The sequence below is a fragment of the Xylanimonas allomyrinae genome, from assembly GCF_004135345.1.
GTDB lineage: Bacteria > Actinomycetota > Actinomycetes > Actinomycetales > Cellulomonadaceae > Xylanimonas > Xylanimonas allomyrinae.
This window is the reverse complement of sequence record NZ_CP035495.1, coordinates 798,209-820,865: the sequence shown is the minus strand read 5'-3', so window position 1 is coordinate 820,865 and position 22,657 is coordinate 798,209. Positions and strand designations below refer to the sequence as shown.

General features: G+C 73.4%; 19 protein-coding genes and 3 pseudogenes. 2 read left to right on the top strand and 20 right to left on the bottom strand.

The window, feature by feature from the left end:
• Positions 1–25: 25 nt before the first annotated feature.
• From trpC to ET495_RS03590, 17 genes and pseudogenes are all read right to left on the bottom strand, one after another.
• Positions 26–850: an indole-3-glycerol phosphate synthase TrpC gene (gene trpC / locus ET495_RS03670; protein WP_129202683.1), complete on the bottom strand. Its 825-nt coding sequence runs from the start codon at positions 848–850 to the stop codon at positions 26–28.
• Complete coding sequence (locus ET495_RS03665; protein WP_129202681.1) at positions 847–1,110, bottom strand: HGxxPAAW family protein; 264 nt, start codon at positions 1,108–1,110, stop codon at positions 847–849. Before ET495_RS03665 ends, trpC begins: the two co-directional genes overlap by 4 nt.
• A 47-nt stretch (positions 1,111–1,157) precedes the next feature.
• On the bottom strand, positions 1,158–1,739 hold the full coding sequence (locus tag ET495_RS03660) for a Trp biosynthesis-associated membrane protein (RefSeq protein ID WP_129202679.1): 582 nt from the start codon (positions 1,737–1,739) through the stop codon (positions 1,158–1,160).
• Positions 1,736–3,289, bottom strand: coding sequence for an anthranilate synthase component I (locus tag ET495_RS03655; RefSeq protein WP_129202677.1), 1,554 nt, complete (start codon positions 3,287–3,289; stop codon positions 1,736–1,738). The genes ET495_RS03660 and ET495_RS03655 overlap by 4 nt, the downstream gene beginning before the upstream one ends.
• A complete protein-coding gene (gene hisI / locus ET495_RS03650; protein WP_129202675.1) occupies positions 3,286–3,663 on the bottom strand; it encodes a phosphoribosyl-AMP cyclohydrolase in 378 nt (125 codons plus the stop codon). The genes ET495_RS03655 and hisI overlap by 4 nt, the downstream gene beginning before the upstream one ends.
• 142 nt (positions 3,664–3,805) lie before the next feature.
• Positions 3,806–5,593: an ABC transporter ATP-binding protein gene (locus ET495_RS03645; protein WP_129202673.1), complete on the bottom strand. Its 1,788-nt coding sequence runs from the start codon at positions 5,591–5,593 to the stop codon at positions 3,806–3,808.
• A complete protein-coding gene (locus ET495_RS03640; RefSeq protein WP_129205869.1) occupies positions 5,590–7,362 on the bottom strand; it encodes an ABC transporter ATP-binding protein in 1,773 nt (590 codons plus the stop codon). Before ET495_RS03640 ends, ET495_RS03645 begins: the two co-directional genes overlap by 4 nt.
• A 91-nt stretch (positions 7,363–7,453) precedes the next feature.
• A pseudogene (gene hisF, locus ET495_RS03635) lies at positions 7,454–8,223 on the bottom strand (imidazole glycerol phosphate synthase subunit HisF).
• A complete protein-coding gene (locus ET495_RS03630) occupies positions 8,220–9,137 on the bottom strand; it encodes an FKBP-type peptidyl-prolyl cis-trans isomerase (protein WP_245993298.1) in 918 nt (305 codons plus the stop codon). Before ET495_RS03630 ends, hisF begins: the two are co-directional and overlap by 4 nt.
• A 34-nt stretch (positions 9,138–9,171) precedes the next feature.
• Positions 9,172–10,533: a Pup--protein ligase gene (pafA, locus tag ET495_RS03625; protein WP_129202671.1), complete on the bottom strand. Its 1,362-nt coding sequence runs from the start codon at positions 10,531–10,533 to the stop codon at positions 9,172–9,174.
• Positions 10,533–11,253: pseudogene (gene prcA, locus ET495_RS03620) on the bottom strand (proteasome subunit alpha). The gene pafA and the pseudogene prcA overlap by 1 nt, the downstream one beginning before the upstream one ends.
• Positions 11,254–11,293: 40 nt before the next feature.
• On the bottom strand, positions 11,294–12,112 hold the full coding sequence (prcB, locus tag ET495_RS03615) for a proteasome subunit beta (RefSeq protein WP_129202669.1): 819 nt from the start codon (positions 12,110–12,112) through the stop codon (positions 11,294–11,296).
• Positions 12,109–12,309, bottom strand: a complete 201-nt coding sequence (locus ET495_RS03610) for a ubiquitin-like protein Pup (protein ID WP_129202668.1) — start codon at positions 12,307–12,309, stop codon at positions 12,109–12,111. The genes prcB and ET495_RS03610 overlap by 4 nt, the downstream gene beginning before the upstream one ends.
• A gap of 39 nt (positions 12,310–12,348) precedes the next feature.
• The gene (gene dop, locus ET495_RS03605; RefSeq protein WP_129205867.1) at positions 12,349–13,983 is read right to left on the bottom strand and encodes a depupylase/deamidase Dop; all 1,635 of its coding nucleotides are present in this window, start codon (positions 13,981–13,983) and stop codon (positions 12,349–12,351) included.
• Between the two features lie 38 nt (positions 13,984–14,021).
• The gene (arc, locus tag ET495_RS03600) at positions 14,022–15,656 is read right to left on the bottom strand and encodes a proteasome ATPase (RefSeq protein ID WP_129202666.1); all 1,635 of its coding nucleotides are present in this window, start codon (positions 15,654–15,656) and stop codon (positions 14,022–14,024) included.
• A gap of 119 nt (positions 15,657–15,775) precedes the next feature.
• The gene (locus tag ET495_RS03595; RefSeq protein WP_245993402.1) at positions 15,776–16,672 is read right to left on the bottom strand and encodes a tRNA (adenine-N1)-methyltransferase; all 897 of its coding nucleotides are present in this window, start codon (positions 16,670–16,672) and stop codon (positions 15,776–15,778) included.
• A gap of 150 nt (positions 16,673–16,822) precedes the next feature.
• Complete coding sequence (locus tag ET495_RS03590; RefSeq protein ID WP_245993297.1) at positions 16,823–17,992, bottom strand: site-2 protease family protein; 1,170 nt, start codon at positions 17,990–17,992, stop codon at positions 16,823–16,825.
• 72 nt (positions 17,993–18,064) lie between these two features.
• On the opposite strand from ET495_RS03590, the pseudogene ET495_RS03585 reads away from it, so the two are divergent.
• Positions 18,065–18,927, top strand: a pseudogene (locus ET495_RS03585) (RecB family exonuclease).
• Here the strand turns inward: ET495_RS03585 and ET495_RS03580 are convergent.
• Positions 18,920–19,555, bottom strand: a complete 636-nt coding sequence (locus tag ET495_RS03580; RefSeq protein WP_129202662.1) for an HAD family hydrolase — start codon at positions 19,553–19,555, stop codon at positions 18,920–18,922. The pseudogene ET495_RS03585 and the gene ET495_RS03580 overlap by 8 nt on opposite strands.
• A 99-nt stretch (positions 19,556–19,654) precedes the next feature.
• Between ET495_RS03580 and ET495_RS03575 the strand changes: the two genes are divergently transcribed.
• The gene (locus ET495_RS03575) at positions 19,655–20,518 is read left to right on the top strand and encodes a PAC2 family protein (RefSeq protein ID WP_129202660.1); all 864 of its coding nucleotides are present in this window, start codon (positions 19,655–19,657) and stop codon (positions 20,516–20,518) included.
• 9 nt (positions 20,519–20,527) lie between these two features.
• On the opposite strand, the gene mshC is transcribed toward ET495_RS03575, so the two are convergent.
• Together mshC and ET495_RS03565 are read right to left on the bottom strand one after the other, a co-directional pair.
• Positions 20,528–21,736 carry a cysteine--1-D-myo-inosityl 2-amino-2-deoxy-alpha-D-glucopyranoside ligase gene (mshC, locus tag ET495_RS03570; protein ID WP_129202658.1) on the bottom strand — a complete coding sequence of 403 codons (1,209 nt, stop codon included), beginning with the start codon at positions 21,734–21,736 and terminating at the stop codon, positions 20,528–20,530.
• Positions 21,736–22,608, bottom strand: coding sequence for an undecaprenyl-diphosphate phosphatase (locus ET495_RS03565; RefSeq protein WP_129202656.1), 873 nt, complete (start codon positions 22,606–22,608; stop codon positions 21,736–21,738). The genes mshC and ET495_RS03565 overlap by 1 nt, the downstream gene beginning before the upstream one ends.
• Positions 22,609–22,657: the final 49 nt, after the last annotated feature.

Genomic DNA, 22,657 nt, shown 5'->3' with positions numbered 1-22,657 from the left:
CGACAAGGTGTCTCCTCGGCTGGTGTCAGGACTGCGCGGCGGGACGCACCGACCACAACGACGGGTGTTGACCCGCCGCGACGAGGTCGGCGACCGAGCGGCGCGGCGCGGCGTCGGTCACGAGCGCCTCGCCGACCAGGACGGCGTGAGCGCCGGCCCTGGCGTAGTCCATCACGTCGTGCGGCCCGCGCACCCCGGACTCCGCGACCCGGACGACGTCGTCCGGGATGAGCGGTGCCAGGCGGGTGAACACGGAGCGGTCGACCTGGAGAGTCTTGAGATCCCGGGCGTTGACGCCCACGACACGCGCCCCGGCGTCCAGTGCGCGCGCGACCTCGTCGGCCGTGTGCGCCTCGACGAGGGCGGTCATGCCGAGCGAGTGCACGCGCTCCACGAGCGACTCGAGCACGGTCTGCTCGAGCGCCGCGACGATCAGGAGCACGAGGTCGGCGCCGTGCGCCCGTGCCTCCCACACCTGGTAGGGCGTGACGACGAAGTCCTTGCGCAGCACCGGCACGTCGACCTTCGCGCGCACCGCGTCGAGATCGGCCAGGCTGCCGCCGAACCGGCGCTCCTCGGTGAGCACCGAGATGACGCTCGCGCCGCCCGTCGCGTACTCGGCTGCGAGCGCGGCCGGGTCGGAGATCGCCGCGAGTGCACCCTTCGAGGGGCTCGACCGCTTGACCTCCGCGATGACCGCGACGGAGTCCTGCTTGCGCAGTCGGCTGACGACCTCGAGCGCGCCCTCGGCACGCGAGGCGCGCTCCTTGAGCGCGTCCAGGCTCGTGGCGGCCTGGCGGACCGCGAGATCCTCGCGCACGCCCGCGACGATGCCCTCCAGGACCGTCATGCGCGGCGCTCGCCAACGGCCGCGCCGGGCTGGCCCAGACCCATGCCGCGCAGCACCGCGCCCGCGATGAGCGAGGCCACGACGACGACGGCACCTGCGACGATGATCCAGAGAGTCGGGGAGAGGAAGCCCACCGCGGCGATGATGGCACCCAGCGTCACACCGATCATCGCGACCCACGCGGCGACGGTCTTGCCCTCGTTGTGGAACGGGGCCGCGCTGGGCAGGTAGGGGTTCTCAGCGTTCGGGTTCTCGGCCATGATCGTGGTGGTGCCTCTCGTGATGTTCCGGCTCGGCTGGAGTCAGCCTAGCGGTCCTCCGGAGCGGTCGGATCCGCCCCCCTGCTGAGGGTGTCCCACGCATCGTGGGCGTCGACCCGCGAGTCGCCGGCGCTCGCCGCCGGAGCGGGCGTGCGCTCGTGGCGCGACGACGTGGCCCACCTGCGCCCGGCGATCTCCACGACGACCGCGGCGGCCACGGCCAGCGCGCCGACGACGGCACACAGCCACGGCCACGGCGTGACGGTCACCGGCCCGGTGAGGTCCGTGACGCCGGCCGCCTCGCCCGCTCCCGCCGTCGCGGCCTCGACGGGACTCGTGGCGACGGCGACCGCGGACCAGGCGACCAGCACCCCGGCTCCTGCGGCGACGACGAGCACGATGCGGCGGGCGACCCGCCCGCCGAGGGCGAGCGCGAGCCCAGCGGCCACCAGGACGAGCCCGGCCGCGTTGACCGCGGGCGCGGCGTCACCGCCGCTGACGCTCACCGCGACGCTCGGGTCGAGCGCCGTGGCGGTCTGCGAGCGCACCCACACCGGTCCGGCGGTCGCTAGCGTGAGCGCGCCGAGGACGATCACGAGGACGGCCGCGCGTCCCCGGCTCAGGCTCATGAGGTGCCGAGCGCCCGGAACCGGGACGCGAGCTGGACGGCGCGCACGGCGGCGGCGGCCTTGTTGCGCGACTCGGCGTACTCCAGCGCGGGCACCGAGTCGGCGACGATGCCGCTGCCGGCCTGCACCGACGCCCGCCCGCCCCGCACGAACGCCGTCCGGATCGCGATGGCCATGTCGAGGTTGCCACCGAAGTCGAGGTAGCCGACGGTGCCGCCGTAGATGCCGCGCGAGGCCGGTTCGAGCTCGTCGATCAGGGCGATCGCGCGCGGCTTGGGCGCCCCGGACAGCGTTCCGGCGGGGAACGTCGCCTTGAGGGTCTCCAGCGCGGTACGCCCCGGTCGCAGCCGCCCGACGACCGTCGAGCACAGGTGCATGATGTGGCTGAAGCGCCGCAGCGTCATGAACTCGGCGACCTCGACCGAGATCGGCTCGCACACCTTGACCAGGTCGTTGCGCGCGAGGTCGACGAGCATGACGTGCTCCGAGAGCTCCTTGGCGTCCGCCAGCAGGTCCTCGCCGAGCGCCAGGTCCTCCTCGACGGTCGCGCCGCGTGGCCGCGACCCGGCGATCGGGTAGGTGGTGACGTGCCCCGAGTCGACCTTGACGAGCGTCTCCGGGCTCGACCCGACCACCTGGAAGCCCTGCCCCCGCACGTCGGTCAGGTGGAAGTAGTACATGTACGGCGACGGGTTGATGGTGCGCAGCGCGCGGTAGACGTCGAGCGGGTCGGCCGGGCAGTCGAGGTCGAGGCGCTGGGAGAGCACCACCTGGAAGACCTCGCCGTCGCGGACGGCGGCCTTGCCTGCGTCGACCGCCGCCTCGAACTGCTCGCGCGTCGACCGGAACTCCAGCTCGGGCTCGGTGGCGTCCGGGTCGAGCACCGTGGCCACGCGCGGACCGGGCGCGGCGAGCCGCGCCTCGAGCGCGTCGAGCCGCGCGAGCGCGTCGGCGTGCGCCTCGTCGACGCGCTCGTCGGTCGCGTCCATGTTGATCGCGTTGGCCACGAGCCAGACCGCCCCGGTGTGGTGGTCGACCGCGACAAGGTCCGTGGCCAGGCACAGGGCGAGCTCGGGGGCGCCCAGCTCGTCGGGCGCGGTCGCGGGCAGCGTGGGCTCCCAGTGCCGCACGACGTCCCAGCCCAGCACCCCGGCCATCCCGCCGGTGAACGGCGGCAGCCCGTCGACGGGCTCGGTCGCCAGCGTCGCGAGCGTCGCCTCCAGCACCTCGACGACGTCGCCCGACGTCGGGATGCCGGCCGGCACGTCACCCGTCCAGACGGCCTGGCCTCCGTCCGAGACGAGCTGGGCGCGCGAGGCGACGCCCACGAACGACCAGCGGGCCCACGCACCGGACGCGTCGGCCGACTCGAGGATGAACGTGCCCGGCACGCCGTGCGCGAGCGCCCGGTACAGGCCCACGGGCGTGGCGTCGTCGGCCAGCACGCGGCGCACCACGGGGATGACGCGCCGGTGCGTGGCGGCCAGCTCACGGAAGGTGTCGAGAGCCGGCCAGGTCTGGCCCCAGGGCGGGGCGGCGACCGCGCTCATGCGCCCACCTCCGCGCGGTCCCCGACGACGGCCGGCAGCGCGCCGCCCTGCTCGAAGCACGTGCGCGCGCCCGTGTGGCAGGCGGCACCCACCTGGTCGACGCGGACCAGCAGCGCGTCACCGTCGCAGTCGATCGCGACCGACTTCACGTACTGCCGGTGGCCGGACGTGTCGCCCTTGCGCCAGTACTCGCCCCGCGAACGCGACCAGAAGGTCACGCGACCTGTCGTGAGCGTGCGGCGCAGCGCCTCGTCGTCCATCCAGCCGAGCATGAGCACCTCGCCGGAGTCGTGCTGCTGGATGATCGCGGCGACCAGTCCGTGCTCGTCGCGCTTGAGGCGTGCGGCTGTCTGCGGGTCGAGAGTCTCGGGCACGGACTCATCTTTTCACGCCCTGCCACCCCACCAGCGGTGCCCCGGGTTCGGGGCGCGCGCCACGCCCTACGGGCGAGGGCGTCGTCGGGCGGGCCCTCACGCGACGCGGCCCGCGCCGGCCGGGTGACGGCCGAAGGCGACGTCAACGCGTCTGCGCCACCCAGGCGGCGTGCATGCGCGCGTAGACGCCCTCGCCGGCCGCGAGCCGTGCGTGCGGGCCGACCTCGACCACGTGCCCGTCGTCGACCACGACGACGAGGTCGGCGGCCTCCGCCGTCGAGAGGCGGTGGGCGATCGTCAGGGTCGAGCGGCCCGCGCTGAGCGAGTCGAGCGCGCGAGCGATGCGTACCTCCGTGGCCGGGTCGACGGCCGACGTCGCCTCGTCGAGCACCAGCAGGTCCGGCTCGGCGAGGTAGGCGCGCGCGATGGCGACCAGCTGCCGCTCCCCCGCGCTCAGCGACTCGCCGCGCTGGCCGACGGACGTGTGCACGCCCTGCGGCAGGTCGGCGAGCCAGTCCGCCAGGCCCAGCGCCGCGAACGCGGCGAGCACGCGGTCCTCGACGTCGGCCGGACGGGGGCCGCGCATCCCGTAGGCGGCGTTGTCGAGCACCGTGCCGTCGAACAGGAAGCCCTCCTGCGGCACCAGCACGACCCGGTCCCGCAGCGAGTCGAGCGTCAGGTCGCGCAGGTCGACGCCGTCGAGCAGCACCGAGCCCTGCGTCGGGTCCATCAACCGCGTGACCAGCTTGGCGATCGTCGTCTTGCCCGAGCCGGTCTGCCCGACCACCGCGACCTTGGCCCGCGCGGGCAGCACCAGGTCGACGCCGTGCAGCACCTCGGGTCCGTCCGGGTAGGCGAACCGCACCCCGCGCAACGCGACGTGCGCGGGTCCGCGCGGCGAGGCGACGGCGTCGGGCGACTGCGCGACCTCGACGGGCGTCTCGACGACGGCGAGCACGCGACGCCACCCGGCGACGGCGTTCTGCAGCTCGTTGAGGATCTCGGTCGCCTGCTGCACCGGACCGGTGAAGAGCTGCACGAGGAACAGGAAGGCCACGACCTGCCCGGCCGTGAGGTCTCCGTCGACGCCCAGGTGCGCGCCGACCACGACGACGGCCGCGAGCGCCAGCGTCGACATGAGGGTGCCGCTGGAGAACGTCGTGGCCACGAGACGCTGGGCGCGGCCCTGGGCGACGCGCGTGGTCTCGATCGCGTGCTCGATGCGGCGCCCGGTGCGGGCGGCGACGCCGTAGGCGCGCACCGTCTCGGCGCCGACGATGGCCTCGGAGATCGCCCCGAGCATGCCGCCCACGCGTTCGCGCACGCGCGTGTAGCGCGCGTTGACCCGCTTCTGCCCGAACCGCAGCACGAGGAACAGCGGCACGAAGCAGACCCAGACGACGAGGGTGAGCTGCCAGGAGAACGTGAGCATGAGCGCGGTCGCGACGGCGATCTGCAGCGTCGAGACGAGCAGCATGATGCCGCCCCACTGGACGAACAGCGAGATGGTGTCGACGTCGCTGGTCACGCGCGAGACGAGGGCGCCGCGCCGTTCGGTGTTCTGCGTGAGCGTCGCCAGGTCGTGCACGTGCCGGAACGCGCGCACGCGCAGGGCGGCCAGCCCGGCCTCGGTGCGCCGCACGAGCCGGATGTTGACGAGCGACGCGCACAGGCCCGCGCCGAGCAGCGCGGCTGCGGCCAGCGCGGCGAGGACGGCGACACGCCCCGCGTCGGGCCCGCCGGGGGCGAGGATGCCGTCGTCGATGGTGGCCTGCACGGCCAGCGGCACGACGACCCGGCCGCCGGCGGCGAGCACCGCGAGCACGAGGGTCCATCCGATGCCCTGGACGATCTGCGGGCTGATCCGCACCCCCTGGCGCAGCGTCGCCAGGACCCCGAGGTCCGAGGCGGACGCGATGCGGGCGCTCATGCCGGCTCCCGCAGCGTCTCGTCGCCGCGCCGTCGTGCCTCGGCCTCGTACGCCGTGGCGATCTGCCGGTAGCCGGGGTCGCGCGCGAGGAGCTCGGCGTGCGTGCCGACGTCGACGACGCGGCCCGCGTCGAGGTGGACGACGACGTCGGCGAGCGCGACCGACGACATCCGATAGGCGACCATCACCACGGTGGTCCCCGCGCCCGGCACGTCGCCGGCGAAGCCGCGCAGGATCTCCTGCTCGATGCGCGGGTCGACGGCCGACGTCGCGTCGTCGAGCACGAGCAGCCGCGGGCGGCGCACGAGCGCGCGGGCGATGGCCAGGCGCTGGCGCTGCCCGCCCGACAGGTTCGCGCCGCGCTCGCCGAGCGGTGCGTCGAGGCGGCCCGGCAGCGCGGCGACGACCTCGTCGAGCCGGGCCAGGCGCAGCGCCTGCCACACCTCGTCGTCCCCATACGGAGACTGCCCCGCGTCGGCGAGCGTGACGTTGCCGCGCACCGTGTCCTCGAAGACGAAGGTGGCCTGCGCGACGAGCGCCACCTGGGCAGACTGCTCGCCCGCCGCGAGGTCCCGCACGTCGACGCCGTCGAGCAGCACGGCCCCGCGCGTCGGGTCGGACAGCCGGGCCAGCAGCGAGACCAGCGTCGTCTTCCCCGCGCCCGTCGCGCCGACGACCGCGACCGTCGCCCCCGCCGGGACGTCGAGCGTGACGCCGTCGAGCAGCGTGACGGCGGAGCCCCCGAAGCCGCGCACGTCGAGCCCGACCCCGTCGAACCGCACGGCCAGGCCGCGCGCGTCGCGCGGCAGCGTCGCCGTGCCCGGGGCGAGCGACTCGCGCCGGTCCACGACGGCGGCGATGCGCTCGTAGCCGACCAGCGCGCGCGGCAGCTCGCCCAGCACCCATCCGAACGCGCGCACCGGCACCGCCATGACCGTGAGCAGGTATCCGGCGGAGACGACGTCGCCCGCGCCGACCGCGCCGTACCCGGCCCGCCACGCGCCCACCGCGAGCACGAGCAGCGTGCCCAGGCCCGGCAGCAGGTCGACGACCGGGTCGAAGACGGCACGCACGGCGCCGACGCGCGCGTTGGCGGCGCGCAGGTCGTCGGCGCGCTCCGCGAACCGGGCCTCCTCGCGGTCGGCGGTGCCGAGCGACTTGACCAGCAGCGCGGCCTCGAACGACTCGTGCGCGACGTCGGCGACCTCGGCGCGCAGGCGCTGCGCGCGCATGACCGCCGGTGTCATGTGCCGCTGGAACACGACGTTCGCGGCGATCGTCAGCGGGATGACGAGCAGCGCCGCGGCGGCCAGCCACGGGTCGACGAGCAGCAGCATGACGGCCGCCACCACGATCATCACGACGACGCCGAGCGCGAACGGCAGCGGGTTGAACACGCCCGTGGCGGCGTCCACGTCGGAGCTGGCGTGCGCCAGGAGCTGGCCGGCGGGGTGCGCGCGGTGCCACGACAACGGCAGGCGCAGGTAGGCGTCCGCCAGGCGGCGGCGGTGCGTCGCGCCGACGTCGACGAAGCCCCAGCCCGCCCAGACGCGACGACCCCACACACCCACGGTCAGGCACACCGCGACGGCGACGAGCACGAGGCCGGCCTGCCAGATGCGCCCGCGCGCCGCAGCGTCGCCGGCGATGGCGGGGACGACGACGGCGTCGGTGGCCCAGCCGACCGCGCGGCTCACGCCCACGGTCGCGGCGCCGAACAGCGCCGAGGCGGTGACGGCGAGCACGTACGTGCGAGGGGACGCCGCCATGCCGCGCCAGACGAGCTGGACCGATCGGCGCGGCCGCGATCCGGTCAGCGCGACGGTCGGGTCTCCCACGGGGGCCAGCCTCCCACGGGTGTCAGCGCACCTCGAGGCCCGCGGCGGCCAGCGCGGCCTTGACCTGGCCGACGGTGAGCTGCCCGAAGTGGAACACGCTCGCCGCGAGCACGGCGTCGGCCCCGGCCAGCGCGGCCGCGACGAAGTCCTCCGGCCTGCCCGCGCCGCCCGAGGCGATGAGCGGAACCTGCACGCGCTCACGCACCGCACCCAGCATCTCCAGGTCGAACCCGTCCTTGGTGCCGTCTGCGTCCATCGAGTTGAGCAGGATCTCCCCCGCGCCCAGGCCGGCCGCACGCTCGGCCCACTCGACCGCGTCGATGCCCGTGCCGCGCCGCCCCCGTGCGTCGTGACCTCGTAGCCGGACTCGGTGCGCACGTCGCCCGTGACGCGGCGCGCATCGACCGACAGCACCAGCACCTGCGAACCGAACCGGTCGGCGATCTCCGCGACCAGCTCGGGGCGGGCGATGGCCGCGGTGTTGACACCCACCTTGTCGGCACCCGCGCGCAGCAGCCGGTCGACGTCGTCGGTGCTGCGCACCCCCCCGCCCACGGTCAGCGGGACGAAGACCTGCTCGGCGGTGCGGCGCACGACGTCGACCATGGTCTCGCGGCCGCCGGAGGAAGCGGAGACGTCGAGGAACGTGAGCTCGTCGGCGCCCTCGGCGTCATAGCGCCCGGCCAGCTCGACCGGGTCGCCGGCGTCCCGCAGGCCCTGGAAGTTCACGCCCTTGACGACGCGCCCGGCGTCGACGTCGAGGCACGGGATGACACGGACGGAGACGGTCACGGGGCTCCTTCGGTTGCTGCCTCGTCGTTCACCTGAAAGTGGGCGTCGAGGATGTCGACGACGTACACCAGCGTCTGGTCGGCGCGGGGGTCGGACGTCCCACCGTAGCCGAGCGACGGCGGCACCACGATCATGACCTGCGAGCCGACCGTCTGCTCGACGAGCCCCTGGTCGAGGCCGTCCACGACCTGGCCGATCCCGACCATGACCGACTGCACCGCCTCGGGGCCGTCGGGGTTGTCCCACGTGGTGTCGAAGACGCTGCCGTCGCTCCACAGCACGCCCGTGAAGCGCACGGTGACGACCTCGCCGGTCTCGACCTGGGGGCCGGTCCCGCGCACGAGCGGCTGCACCACCAGATCCGACGGCGGGTCGATGCCGGGAGGCACCGTGACCGTCGGGGCACCGTCGGCACCCAGCGTGACCGTGGGCAGGCCTGACGCGGGCTGAACGGCGTCGCCCGAGGCACGCGTGGGCAGGATGTCGATGACGAGCACCAGCGGGACCTCGCCCTGCTGCTCCAGGTACAGCAGGCGCGCGCCGACGCGCTGGCCCTGGAGAGCCGCGTGCAGGTGGTCCCCGAGCGACGCGACGCTCATCGTGTGCCATGCCGGGGCGTCCACGAACGTCGTCTGCAGGACCGAGCCGTCACGTCCGTCCTGCGCGTAGAGGTTGAGCATCACCGGCCCGCCCTCCGCGAGGGCGGTGCCCGTCCCGGGCCAGACCATGCGAACGCCCGGTTCGGTGATCGTCAGCGGCTTGTCGTACCGCAGCGCAGGCTCCTGACCCGCGTCGCCGGTGACCTCGACGCTCGCCTGCGGAACCGACGACGACCCGTGCGCCCCGCACCCGGCCAGGGCGAGCACGAGGGCGGTCACCAGGACGAGCAGGGCGGAGCGAGAACGGCCAGGCACGGCGACGAGTGAACCACACCGGCCGACCACGCACTCACATCGACTCGATCAGCCTGTCCACGCGTTCGTCGACCGACCGGAACGGGTCCTTGCACAGCACGGTGCGTTGTGCCTGGTCATTGAGCTTCAGGTGGACCCAGTCGACGGTGTAGTCGCGTCGCGCCTCCTGCGCCGCACGGACGAACTCACCGCGCAACCGGGCGCGGGTCGTGGGCGGAGGCACCGCCGTCGACTCCAGGATCTCCAGGTCGGTGGTGACACGCTCGACCAGGCCGCGCGCCGCGAGCAGGTTGTACAGGCCCTCGGTGCGAGAGATGTCGTGATACGCCAGGTCGAGCCGCGCGATGCGCGGGTCGTCGAGGGACACCCCGTGCTTCGCCTGGTAGCGCTCGATGAGCCGCAGCTTGATGACCCAGTCGAGCTCGCGCTCGACCAGCGTGAGGTCACCCGACTCCAGGGCGCGCAAGCCGCGCTCCCACAGGTCGAGCACGGCCTTCGTCGTGGGCGACGGGTCGAGGTGGGCGTCCACATAGCCGCGCACCCGCTGGTAGTACTCGGCCTGGATGTCGACCGCGCTCATCGAGCGACCGTCCGCGAGCTGGACCTGGTGACGGCCCGTGCGGTCGTGGCTGATCTCGCGGATCGCCCGGATCGGGCTCTCCAGCGTCAGGTCGCGCATCGGCACACCCGCCTCGACCAGGCGCAGCACCAGGTCGGTGGCCCCGGTCTTGAGCATCGTCGTCGGCTCGGCCATCGACGAGTCGCCGACGATCACGTGCAGCCGCCGGTAGAACTCGGCGTCGGCGTGCGGCTCGTCGCGGGTGTTGATGATGGGCCGGCTACGGGTCGTCGCGGACGAGACGGCCTCCCAGATGTGGTCGGCGCGCTGCGACAGGCAGTAGACCGCGCCGCGCGGCGTCGCGAGCACCTTGCCCGCACCGACCAGGACCTGCCGCGTGATGAGGAACGGCACGAGGATCTCCGACAGCCGCGAGAAGTCGCCCTGCCGACGCACGAGGTAGTTCTCGTGGCAGCCGTAGGAGTTGCCCGCCGAGTCGGTGTTGTTCTTGAACAGGTGCACGGTGCCCGGAAGGCCCTCGTGCTCCAGCCGCTGCTGCGCGTCGGCTACCAGGCCCTCGAGGATGCGCTCGCCGCCCTTGTCGTAGGTGACGAGCTGACGCACGTCGTCGCACTCGGCCGTCGCGTACTCCGGGTGGGAGCCCACGTCGAGGTACAGCCGCGAACCGTTGCGCAGGAAGACGTTGGACGACCGTCCCCACGCAACCACCTTGCGGAACAGGTAGCGCGCCACCTCGTCCGCGGACAGCCCGCGCCCGTCCGGTGCAGCGCACGTGACGCCGTACTCCGTCTCCAGGCCGAGGATCCGGCGGTCCATCAGCTCAGCGCCTCGGTCAGCGCCTCGGCCAGCGCCGCACCCTGGAGGCGGCGGAAGGCACGCCTCGGGCGCTCGCGGTCGAGCAGGGCGACCTCGAGCTGGGCGGGCTCGATCGTGCGCTCGGACCCCACGCTCAGCAGCGACCCGTCGGTGCCGACCCCGCCGAGCGTCGTCGTGGCCAGCCGCAGCGCAGGCGTGAGCCCCAGGCCCTCGCTCCAGCCCTCGGCGAGCCGCGCGCCGAGCGCTTCGGCCTGGCCGCCCATGACGACGTGCCCACGCTCGTCGGCCACCGAACCGTCGTACGACAACCGGTACACCTGGTCCGCGTCCGCGTCGGCGCCCACCTCGGCCACCACGAGCTCGACCTCGAGGGGTTTGGACTCCGTGGTGAACACCGTGCCGAGCGTCTGTGCGTACGCGTTGGCCAGGCCCGCGCCGTCACGTCCTTGCGGTCGTAGGAGTACCCGCGCAGGTCCGCGTACCGCACGCCGGCGACGCGCAGGTTCTCGAACTCGTTGTACTTGCCGACCGCGGCGAAAGCGATGCGGTCGTAGATCTCCGAGATCTTGTGCAGCGCACGGGAGGGTTCTCGGTCGCGAACAGGATGCCGCCGTCGTAGGCCAGCACGACGACCGAACGTCCGCGCGCGATGCCCTTGCGCGCGAAATCCGCCCGGTCCTTCATGAGCTGTTCGGGCGAGACGTAGAACGGCATGGTCATTCGGGGGCCCCCTTGCGGTCGCGAACGGTGCGGGCGGCGCTCATGCCTGCCGACCCCCGGCACGCCGGGTCGCGACGAGCGTCTCGACCACGGCCTCCAGCTCCTGGTCCGGCACCCGCCGGTAACCCTGCGCGGTCACGGTCGCGACCACAGGCCAGATCCGCCGGACCGGGTCGGGGCCGCCCGTCGCCGAGTCGTCGTCGGCGGCGTCGTAGAGCGACTCGACCGCGACGCGCACCGCGTCGGCCGCATCCAGCCCGGGACGCCACAGCTTCTTGAGAGCGCCGCGCGCGAACACCGATCCCGAACCCGTGCCGTGGTGCTCGTGCTCCTCGTAGCGCCCACCCGTCGGGTCGTAGGAGAAGATCCGCCCGACCTCGCGGTCCAGGTCGTACCCCGCGAAAAGGGGCACGACGACCAGGCCCTGCAACGCCAGCGGCAGGTGCCCGCGCAGCAGCGTGCCGAGCCGGTTGGCCTTGCCGTCGAGCGAGAGCAGCGACCCCTCGATCTTCTCGTAGTGCTCCAGCTCGAGCTGGAACAGCCGGGCCAGGTCGACGCCGATCCCGGCCGAGCCCGAGATCCCGATGGCCGAGTACTCGTCGGCCGGGAACACCTTCTCGATCTCTCGGCTCGCGATCATCGTGCCCGCCGTGGCACGGCGGTCACCGGCCATGACGACGCCGTCGGCGAACACGAGCGCGACGATCGTCGTGGCGTGAGGCGCGAGCCCGGCGCCACCGGGGACGACGGCATCGGCACGGCCCGGAAGCAGCTCGGGCGCCTGCTCACCGAGGAAGTCGAGGAACGACGACGACCCGGGGCGCAAGAACGCGTCCCCGAGCCGCCCCGGCTGCTTCACTGACCACCCTTCTGGACGAACCCGCGGACGAACTGCTCGGCGTTCGTCTCGAGCACGTCGTCGATCTCGTCGAGCAGCGCGTCGACCTCGGCATCACGGTCCTGTGCAGCGCCCGCCGCGGGCGCCGCCGGCTCCGGCGTCTCGTCGTCGGGCGTGCGGTCCTCGTGATGCGGAGTGATGCGTTCCTGACCTGCCATGACTGCCTCCCTGTGCGAGGTCGTGCTCTACCCGTCACCCTATGCCGTGTCGCCGCCGCGCAGGCCCCTCAGCAGGGCTGCCGCGTCGGCGCAGTCGTCCAGGAGCTGCCCGATGTGTGCTCGCGTCCCGCGCAGGGGGTCGAGCATCGGCACGCGCTGGAGCGCGGCGGCCCCCCGCACGTCGAAGATGACCGAGTCCCAGCTCGCGGCCGACACCTGGTCGGCGTAGCGGGCCATGACCTCGCCGCGGAAGTACGCGCGCGTGTCCGTCGGCGGGTGGTGCACGGCGTCCGCGACGGCCCGTTCGTCGACCAGGCGTTCGACCGCCCCGGCCGCGAGCAGGCGGTGGTAGATGCTGCGCTCGGGGCGCACGTCCGACCACTGCAGGTCGAGGGCATGCAGGCGCGGGTGGTCCCAGTCGAGACCGTCCCTGCGGCGCAGACCCTCGAGCAGACGGCGCTTGGCGATCCACTCGACCTCGCGCGCGCACGACTCCGGCGCCGTGTCGAGCCGTGCCAGCAGCGACCGCCACCGGTCGAGCACCCGGTGCGTCTCGACGTCGGCCTCAGGCTCGGGCCCGATCGCGAGCAGCGCCTGCCCGACGACGTCGGCGTAGGCGCCCTGCACCTCGAGGGCCGTCATGGTGCGTCCGTCCGCGAGGTCGAGCTTCGAGTCCAGGTCGAGGTCGCGGGACACCCGCTGGACGTCCGCGACCGGGTCGGCCAGCCGGAGGGCGGCGAGCGCGGCGCGGGCCGGGACACCGGCGTCGGCCAGGTCGTCGAGGTGCTCGAGCACCCACAGCACCAGCGACGTGGTACCGAGCTTGAGGTAGGTGGCCACCTCGAACAGGTTGGCGTCGCCGAGGATCAGGTGCAGGCGACGCCACCGGGTGCGGTCGGCGTGCGGCTCGTCTCGCGTGTTGACGATCGGCCGCCGCAGCGTCGTCTCCAGGCCCACCTCGGCCTCGATGTAGTCGGCACGCTGCGACATCTGGAACCCCGGCGTGTCCCCCGTCGGCCCGACACCGACCCGCCCGGAGCCAGAGAACACCTGCCTGGTCACGAGGAACGCGGTGAGCAGGTCCGCCAGCACGCCGAACGGCAGCGCACGGTCCACGAGGTAGTTCTCGTGGGTGCCGTAGCTCGCGCCCTTGCCGTCGACGTTGTTCTTGTACAGGACGACGCCATGGCCGGCGGCGCCGGGCAGCGCGGCCAGCTCGCGCGACGCCGCGAGCATGACCCGCTCACCCGCGACGTCCCACAGCACCGCGTCGCGGGGGCCGGTCACCTCGGGCGACGAGTACTCCGGGTGCGCGTGGTCGACGTACAGTCGCGCACCGTTGGTGAGGATGCAGTTGGCGGCCGACGGGTCCTCGGGCTCGTCGGCCGGGCCCGCGCCCGGGCCCGCGACGCGCGCCGCCGGCAGCGGGCCCGCCGGGGCGGGACGCGACGGGTCGTCGGTGAGCTGCGACGGATGGGCGGCGGCGCGCGGGAGATGGAACCCGCGCGCGTCCGCGAGCGGGTCCTCGTCGTCGTAGTCCCAGCGCGCCGCCGGGCGTGCCCCGGCCCGCGCGACGAGGGCGCGGTAGGTGGTGACCACCTGGCTCGACAGGAGCATCGGGTTCGCGGCGGGGCGCCCGGGGGCGAGCACGCCGTACTCGGTCTCGATGCCCATGACGCGCCGCAGCGGCGCACGGTGTCCCATGTGCTGCGTCACAGGTACTGCCCGGTGCTCGTGACCTGCTCGATCGAGCGCGGTGCACCCGTCTCGCCCTTCTTCTGAACGATCGAACGGATGAAGACGATCCGCTCGCCCTTCTTGCCGCTGATGCGCGCCCAGTCGTCGGGGTTGGTGGTGTTGGGCAGGTCCTCGTTCTCCTTGAACTCGTCGACGCAGGCGGCGAGCAGGTGGTCCACCCGGATGCCGCGCTGTCCCGTCGACAGGAAGTCCTTGATGGCCATCTTCTTGGCCCGGTCGACGACGTTCTGGATCATCGCGCCCGAGTTGAAGTCCTTGAAGTACAGGATCTCCTTGTCGCCCGACGCGTAGGTGACCTCCAGGAACTGGTTGTCCTCGTCCTCGGCGTACATGCGCTCGACCACCGAATGGATCATGGACGACACCGTGCCCGCCCGGTCCCCGCCGTGCTCGGCCAGGTCGTCGGAGTGGATCGGCAGGTCCGCCGTGAGGTACTTGCCGAAGATCTCCAGCGCGCCCTCGGCGTCGGGCCGCTCGATCTTGATCTTCACGTCGAGGCGTCCCGGGCGCAGGATCGCCGGGTCGATCATGTCCTCCCGGTTGGAGGCGCCGATGACGATGACGTTGTCGAGCCGCTCGACGCCATCGATCTCGGCCAGCAGCTGCGGCACGATCGTCGTCTCGACGTCGGAGGACAGGCCGGTGCCGCGCGTGCGGAACAGCGACTCCATCTCGTCGAAGAACACGACCACGGGCATGCCCTGGGTGGCCTTCTCGCGGGCGCGGGCGAAGATCAGCCGGATGTGCCGCTCCGTCTCGCCGACGTACTTGTTGAGCAGCTCGGGACCCTTGACGTTGAGGAAGAACGACCGCACGCCCGGGTCGCCCTGACCGCCGTTGACCATGGTCGCGAGCGAAGCCGCGACGGCCTTGGCGATGAGCGTCTTGCCGCACCCCGGCGGCCCGTACAGCAGCACGCCCTTGGGCGGGCGCAGGCCGTGCTCCCGGAACAGGTCGGGGTGGGCGAACGGCAGCTCGACGGCGTCGCGGATCGCCTCGATCTGCCGCCCCAGGCCGCCGATGTCCTCGTAGGAGATGTCCGGGACCTCCTCGAGGACGAGCTCCTCGACCTCGGACTTGGGCACGATCTCGAACACGAAGCCCGAGCGCACGTCGACCGTCAGCGAGTCGCCGACACGCAGCGGGTGCTCCCGCACGGGCCCGGCGAGGCGCACGACACGCTCCTCGTCGGCACGCCCGACGACGAGCACGCGCTCGTCGTCCAGCACCTCCTTGACCGTGACGAGCTCGCCGACGCGCTCGAACCCCCCGGCCTCGACGACCGTCATGGCCTCGTTGAGCTTGACCTCCTGCCCGGGCAGCAGGGTCGTCACGTCGAGGCTCGGGCTGGCCCCTACGTGCATCTTGCGGCCCGCCGAGGAGATGTCGACCGTCCCGTCGTCGTGCGCGGCGAGGAAGACGGCGTAGGTACCCGGAGGTTTGGCGAGCTCGTCGATCTGCTTGCGCAGCTCCACGATCTGGTCGCGCGAGGCGCGCAGCGCCTCGGCCAGGCGCTCGTTCTTGGCGGCGAGCAGGGCGAGCTGGGCGTCTCGAGAGATGGCGGGGCTGGCCCCGGGGTTGTCCGTCATGGTGGTCCCCTCTCGTGCAGGCCCGGGAGGACCGACCCCCCGGAGACAGCACACTACGCACGAACGCCGACACGCAGGTAGGAGGACCCGCGCGTTTCGCCCAGCGCCGAAGAGACCGTTCAGATCGTGGACTGCTCGCCCGCCTCGAACCCGCGCACGACCTTGCGCACCTTCTTGTCCGAGACCGGCCGCTCGCCGAGGTCCTCCTCGCTCCACTCGGCCTCGGCGGCCGGGTAGCTTCCCTTGGCGGGCCGGCGCTTGCGCTCGGGCGGCACGACGCCGTCGGCGAGGCGGCGGGCCGTCAGCAGGAAGCCGGTGTGGCCGATCATGCGGTGCTGCGGGCGGACCGCGAGCCCCTCCAGGTGCCAGCCGCGCACCATCGACTCCCACGCGGCGGGCTCGGCGAACCGGCCGTCGGCGCGCAGGTCCTCCGCCAGGCGCGACAGCTGCGTCGTCGTCGCCACGTAGGCGAGGAACACGCCCCCGGGCACGAGCGCCGACGCCGCGGCGTCGAGGTTCTCCCACGGCGCGAGCATGTCGAGGACCACGCGGTCGACCGTGCCCGGCTGCGCCACCTGGCCGACGACGTCGGCGAAGTCGCCCAGGTGCAGGTGCCAGGCGGGGTGCGCGGCCCCGAAGAACGCCTCGACGTTCCCGCGGGCGACCGCCGCGAAGTCCTCGCGGCGCTCGATCGAGTGGAGCGTCCCGCCGTCGCCGACCGCCCGCAGCAGCGACATGGTCAGCGCGCCCGACCCGACGCCGGCCTCGACGACCACGGCGCCCGGGAAGATGTCGGCCATCTGGACGATCTGCCCGGCGTCCTTGGGGTAGACGACGGCCGCCCCGCGCGGCATCGACAGCACGTAGTCGCTCAGCAGCGGGCGCAGGGCAAGGTACTCGACGCCTGCGGTGTTCGACACGACCCAGCCCTCGGGGCGGCCGATGAGCTCCTCGTGGCGGAAGAACCCCTTGTGGGTGTGGAAGGTGCCGCCCGGCTTGAGGACGATCGTGTGCATGCGGCCGCGCGGGTCGGTCAGCTGCACCTTGTCGCCCTCACGCAGAGGGCCGCGGCGCAGGGCCGCTCCGGTGGGCTCGCCGGCAGGAGTGAAGGTCACGGCGGTCGAGCCTACCGGCCGACCGCCGCCACCGAACCCGCGGGGCGCGGCTCAGCGCGGCCGCAGGGCCGCCGCGACGCGCGCGACGTCGAGCACGCCCGTGACGCTCCCGCGCAGGACGACGGGCACGAAGCGCGCCCCCGCAGACGTCGCAGCCAGGTGCTCGAGCAGCTCTTGGCCGCCCATCGACTCCTCGACAGCAGACCCAGGCGGGAAGGGTACGACGGCGGCGTCCACGGGGGTCGAGACCGCCGCTCCCGGCGGTACGGCGGCTGCTGCCGCGGGGTCGACCCAGCCCAGCGGCGAGCCTGCGGCGTCGACCACCACGAGCGCGGCGTCGGGGACTCCGGCCACGGCCCGTGCGGCGTCGGCGACGCTCGACCCGCTGACCACGGAGACCGCCGCACCCGCGAACGAGCGCGCGAGCAGCCCGTCGACCACCTCCCGCCGCCGGGCGCCCCGGATCGCCTCGCCCGCACCCTGCCACAGGAACGCCCCGACGATCGCCGCCCAGATCACGTTCGCCGTGGTCGGCAGGCTGCCGTGCAGGACGGGCCACCCCAGCACCGCGGCCAGCACACCGACGGCCACGACCCGCCCGATCCATCCCGCGGCGACCGTGCCGCGGCGACGCGACCCCGTCACGCGCCACACGAGCGCCTCGAGGATCTGCCCGCCGTCGAGCGGCAGGCCGGGCAGCAGGTTGAACAACCCCACGAACGCGTTCGAGAACCCCGCGGCGACGATCAGCCACACGCCGACCGAGCTCACCGAGGCCGGCCCCGCCAGCACGTCCCAGAAGGCGACGCCGTCGGCGGCCCACGCCGCCCACGCCGCGAGCACCGCGAGGGCGAGGTTGGTGGCCGGGCCGACGACGGCGATCAGCGCACCGTCCAAGGGGTGCCGCTGGGTTCCCGTGTACGCGGTGTGACCGCCCCACAGCGTCATCGCCAGCTCGGTGACCTGGTGCCCGCGCGAGCGGGCGACGTAGGCGTGCGCGGCCTCGTGCAGCAGCACGCTCACGAACAGCAGCAGCACGAACGAGAAGGCGACGAGCGTGACCCCGCCGCCGCCCAGCTGCGGTGCACGGCTGCGCACGGCCGGGGCGAAGAAGAACGTGAGCACCGCCGCGGCCACGAACCACGACGGCGTCACGACCACCGGTGCGCCGGCGAGCCGGCCGATCACCCAGCCGCGACTGCGGGGTTGCTTGGAAGCCACTGGCGCAGCGTAACGGGACGCGCTGTGCACGACCGCACGGTCCTGTCGGCATCCGCGCCTACTGTGGGCGCCATGACGCTGCCCACGCCCCCGGTGCCGGTCCTGGATCCGCCGCGAGTGCCTGCACTGTCTCCGTCGCGCGCCAACGACTTCATGCAGTGCCCGCTGCTGTTCCGCTACCGCGTGGTCGACCGGCTGCCCGAGCCGCCGTCGTCGGCCGCGGCCCGCGGCACGCTCGTGCACGCCGTGCTCGAGCGGCTCTACGACGCACCCCTGGGGCAGCGCACGCGCGACGCGGCGCTCGAGCTGCTGCCCACCGAGTGGGACCGGTTGCTGGAGGCCGAGCCGCGCTACGCCGGCCTCTTCGCCCCGACGACGACGCGGGCGTGCAGGAATGGCTCTCCGGCGCAGGCCGCCTGCTCGGCACCTACTTCACGCTCGAGGACCCGAACCGGCTCCAACCGGAGGCGCGCGAGCTGCGCGTCGAGCACCGGCTCGCCGACGGCGGCCCGATGCTGCGTGGCATCGTCGACCGGCTCGACGTCGCTCCCGACGGCGCGCTGCGCGTCGTCGACTACAAGACGGGCCGTTCGCCCCGCCCCGGCTACGAGGCGTCGGCGCTGTTCCAGATGCGCTTCTACGGGCTGGTGCTGTGGCGCGAGCGAGGCGTGCTGCCGAAGATGCTCCAGCTCGTCTACCTCGGCGACGGACAGGTGCTGCGGGCCGAGCCGCGCGAACGCGAACTGGAGGCCACGGAGCAGAAGGTGCGTGCCCTGTGGTCGGCCATCGGCGCCGCAGCGCACGCGGGAGAGTTCCGGGCACGCCGCTCGGCGCTGTGCGGCTGGTGCGCGCACCAGGCGGTGTGCCCCGAGTTCGGGGGGACGCCGCCCGCGTTCGACCCCGCGCTCGCCGCCGAACGGCTGGGCGTCAGCTGAGGTCGAGCACCGCCCCGGCGTGGATGCCGGCAATCTCGGCCAGCCCCACGTGCGTGAGCGACGTCGTACGGCTCAACCCGGGTTCGCGAGGCACCGGCACCATGGCCTCGACGCCCAGGACGCGAGCGCCCGCGGCGCGCGCGGAGGCGATGCCCGGGGGCGAGTCCTCGATGGCGACGCACTGCTCGGCCCGGACCCCCAGCAGCTCGGCCGCCCTCAGGTAGGCCTCCGGGTGCGGCTTGCCCTGGGCCACGTCGTCCCCCGCCACCACGACCTGCAACGCCCCGCCCGCCCGCTCGGCGACGACGGATGCCAGCCGCCGGTACGACATCGTCACCAGCGCGCACGGGACGCCCGCCTCGGTGAGCGCGGCCAGCAGCTCGAGCGCCCCGGGCTGCCACGGCACGTGCCGCTGGACGGCGTCGACGACGGCGTCCAGCAGCCGGTCGACGATCTCCTCCACGCCGAGCCGCACGCCCGCCGCCTGGAGGATGCGCGCCGAGTCGGGCAGCGAGTTCCCCACGAGGTCGAGGGCCTGCTCGTGCGACCAGCGTCCGCCGTGCTCCGCGACCAGCTCGTGCTCGGCGGCGATCCAGTACGGCTCGGTGTCGACGACGGTGCCGTCCATGTCCCACAGGACTGCGGCGGGCAGGGTGTTCAGGGCGAGCTCCTCGACGTGAGGTGACGAGACGGCGACGCCCCGAGCCTAACGCCCTACGCTGGGCGGATGACCTCTCCCGAGACGGAGCCCGTCGGGCGTCACAGCGCCCGCAAGACCGTGCTCCTGGCCGCGTTCGAGGGATGGAACGACGCCGGCGGCGCTGCGACCGCCGCGCTCGAGCACCTCGGCGAGGTGTGGGGCGCCCGCAAGGTGCACGAGCTGGACCCCGAGGAGTACCACGACTTCCAGGTGAACCGCCCGGTCGTCGGCGCAGGCCCGGACGGCAGGCGCCGCATCACCTGGCCCACGACGTCCGTCTGGGTCGCCGAGCTCCCACAGCGCACGGTCGTGCTGGTCCACGGCATCGAGCCGTCGATGCGGTGGCGGCGCTACTGCGACGAGCTCCTCGACCTCGCCGAGGAGCACGGCGTGCACACCGCCGTGACCCTCGGGGCGCTGCTCGCCGACGTGCCGCACACGCGCCCGATCCCGATGACGGCCACGAGCGACAGCAAGGCGTTGCGCGCGGCGCTCAGCGACGTCGAGCCCAACACCTACGAAGGCCCGACAGGCATCGTCGGCGTGCTCCAGCATGCCGCGTCGCAGCGCGGGCTCCAGTCCGTCTCCCTGTGGGCGGCGGTGCCGCACTACGTCGCCAACCCGCCGTCACCGAAGGCGACGCTCGCGATCCTGGCGCGCATCGAGGAGCTGCTGGGCGAGACCGTGCCGCTCGGCGAGCTGCCCGAGGACGCCGAGGCGTGGCAGCACGGCGTCGACGAGCTGGCGAGCGAGGACGCCGAGATCGCCGAGTACGTCAAGCAGCTCGAGGAGGCCAAGGACACCGCCGACCTGCCCGAGGCGTCGGGCGAGGCCATCGCGCGCGAGTTCGAGCGCTGGCTGCGGCGCCGCGACACGGGCCGCGACGGCTGAGGGCTGCGGCTACAGCGCGACGCCGAGCAGCGCGTCGACCGCGGCGGCCACGAGCGCAGGGTCCTCCCGCGCCGGGGAGGCCGCCCACCCGTCGACGACCGCGAGCGCCGCAGGCGCGTCGAGGTCGTCCGCGAGCGCGGCCCGCACGCCCTCGAGCACCTTGGTGCCGTCGCCCGCTGTGGGTGCCGCGAGCGCGGAACGCCAGGTGGCGAGCCGTTCGACCGCGGCGTCGAGCTCGCCGTCGACCCACTCCCACTCCTCGCGGTAGTGGTGGGCGAGCAGCGCCAGCCGGATCGCCATGGGGTCGACCCCGGCGGCGCGCAGGCGCGAGACGAACACGAGGTTGCCGCGCGACTTGCTCATCTTGGCGCCCTGGTAGGCGATGAGGCCGGCGTGGACGTGGACGCGCGCGGCGGCGCCGAGCATCCGGTCGTGCGAGGACGACATCTCGTGGTGCGGGAAGAGCAGGTCGGCGCCGCCGCCCTGGACGTCGAAGGGCAGGCCGAGGCCGTTGCGTGCGATGACGGCGCACTCGATGTGCCAGCCCGGCCGGCCGGGTCCGAGCGTGCCGCCGTCCCACGAGGGGTCGCCGGGGCGTTCGCCGCGCCACAGCGCGGGGTCGAGCGGGTGTCGCTTGCCGCCACGGTCGGGGTCGCCGCCACGCTCCGCGAAGAGCGCGAGCATCGTCGCGTCGTCGAACCCGGCGACGGTGCCGAAGGCGGGGTCGGCGGCCGTGTCGGCGTACACGTCGCCGTCGAGGCGGTAGGCGGCGCCGGAGGCGAGCATGCTCTCGACGGTGGCGACCACCTCGGGGATGGACTCGACGACCCCGGTCAAGGTCGCGGGCGGCAGCATCCGCAGGGCGGTCATGTCGGTGCGGTACAGCTCGATCTGTTCGAGCGCGAGCTCGCGCCAGTCGACACCGGTCGCGGCAGCGCGCTCCAGGAGCGGGTCGTCGACGTCGGTGACGTTGGAGGCGTAGACGACGGTCTTGCCGGCGTCGAGCCACGCACGCTGCAGCAGGTCGAACGTCAGGTAGGTGTTGGCGTGTCCGAGGTGGGTGGCGTCATAGGGGGTGATGCCGCACGCGTACAGGCTCGCGGTCTGCCCTGGCGCGGCCTCGACGAGCCGGTGCGTCGTGGAGTCGTGCACGCGTACGGGGTCGGGCGGGGCGAGGCGGGGCAGAGCCGGGACGGCGGGGGCGGGCCAGGTGCGCATCAGACGTAGATCCCTCCCTGTGCCGTGAGGGTGCCCGCGACCAGGAGGGCCACGACCACGACGGCCAGCACGATGCGGTAGACGACGAACCCACGGTAGGAGTGCGTCGAGATGAGCTTGAGGAAGCCGATGATGACGACGTAGCCGACGGCGAACGCGACGATCGTGGCGAGCAGCGTCTCCAGGCCGCTCGCGGACCCGGGTGGTGGGCTGTCGCTCAGCGAGCGGAAGAGCTGGAAGAAGCCCGAGCCCATGACGGCGGGGATGGCCAGCAGGAACGCATAGTCGGCGGCCGCCTTGCGGGTGAAGCCCATGAGCAGGCCCGCCGTGATGGTGCCGCCCGAGCGGGACACGCCGGGGATGAGCGCCATCGCCTGTGCGAGACCGAACGCGACGGCGCGCCGCGGGGTGATTTCGTGCAAGGTGCGCTGCCGCGCCCCGATCTTGTCGGCCCAGCCCAGCAGGAGGCCGAAGACGGCGAGCATGGTCGCGGTGATCCACAGGTTGCGCAGCGACGTCTCGATCCAGTCCTGCAGCACGAGGCCCAGGACGACGATCGGGATCGAGCCGAGCACGATGTACCAGGCCATGCGCGCGTTCTCGCGGTGGGCGCCGAAACGCGCGGCGCGGTCGGTGCCGTCGTCGCCGCGCAGGGCCTTCCACCAGTCGACCAGGATGTCGCGGATCGTGCGCCGGTAGTACAGGACGACGGCCGTCTCGGTGCCGATCTGGGTGATCGCGGTGAAGGCGGCCCCCGGGTCCGAGGAGCCGATCAGCTCGCCGACGATGCGCAGGTGCGCACTCGACGAGATCGGCAGGAACTCGGTGAGCCCCTGCACCAGGCCTAGAACGATCGCTTCCCACGCAGTCACGATGGCCGACCATATCCTTGCCACAGCCTCTTCGGGGACCACGCGGCCG

What these genes read in the sequence shown, in the direction of transcription:
- pafA (WP_129202671.1), bottom strand. Translation starts at nt 10,533, where the DNA reads ATGGACCGCCGGATCCTCGGCCTGGAGACGGAGTACGGCGTCACGTGC.
- ET495_RS03575 (WP_129202660.1), top strand. Translation starts at nt 19,655, where the DNA reads ATGACCTCTCCCGAGACGGAGCCCGTCGGGCGTCACAGCGCCCGCAAG.
- ET495_RS03595 (WP_245993402.1), bottom strand. Translation starts at nt 16,672, where the DNA reads ATGCACACGATCGTCCTCAAGCCGGGCGGCACCTTCCACACCCACAAG.
- mshC (WP_129202658.1), bottom strand. Translation starts at nt 21,736, where the DNA reads ATGCGCACCTGGCCCGCCCCCGCCGTCCCGGCTCTGCCCCGCCTCGCC.
- ET495_RS03645 (WP_129202673.1), bottom strand. Translation starts at nt 5,593, where the DNA reads ATGAGCGCCCGCATCGCGTCCGCCTCGGACCTCGGGGTCCTGGCGACG.
- ET495_RS03660 (WP_129202679.1), bottom strand. Translation starts at nt 1,739, where the DNA reads ATGAGCCTGAGCCGGGGACGCGCGGCCGTCCTCGTGATCGTCCTCGGC.
- ET495_RS03580 (WP_129202662.1), bottom strand. Translation starts at nt 19,555, where the DNA reads ATGGACGGCACCGTCGTCGACACCGAGCCGTACTGGATCGCCGCCGAG.
- ET495_RS03640 (WP_129205869.1), bottom strand. Translation starts at nt 7,362, where the DNA reads ATGGCGGCGTCCCCTCGCACGTACGTGCTCGCCGTCACCGCCTCGGCG.
- dop (WP_129205867.1), bottom strand. Translation starts at nt 13,983, where the DNA reads ATGGGCATCGAGACCGAGTACGGCGTGCTCGCCCCCGGGCGCCCCGCC.
- ET495_RS03665 (WP_129202681.1), bottom strand. Translation starts at nt 1,110, where the DNA reads ATGGCCGAGAACCCGAACGCTGAGAACCCCTACCTGCCCAGCGCGGCC.
- arc (WP_129202666.1), bottom strand. Translation starts at nt 15,656, where the DNA reads ATGACGGACAACCCCGGGGCCAGCCCCGCCATCTCTCGAGACGCCCAG.
- trpC (WP_129202683.1), bottom strand. Translation starts at nt 850, where the DNA reads ATGACGGTCCTGGAGGGCATCGTCGCGGGCGTGCGCGAGGATCTCGCG.
- ET495_RS03655 (WP_129202677.1), bottom strand. Translation starts at nt 3,289, where the DNA reads ATGAGCGCGGTCGCCGCCCCGCCCTGGGGCCAGACCTGGCCGGCTCTC.
- ET495_RS03610 (WP_129202668.1), bottom strand. Translation starts at nt 12,309, where the DNA reads ATGGCAGGTCAGGAACGCATCACTCCGCATCACGAGGACCGCACGCCC.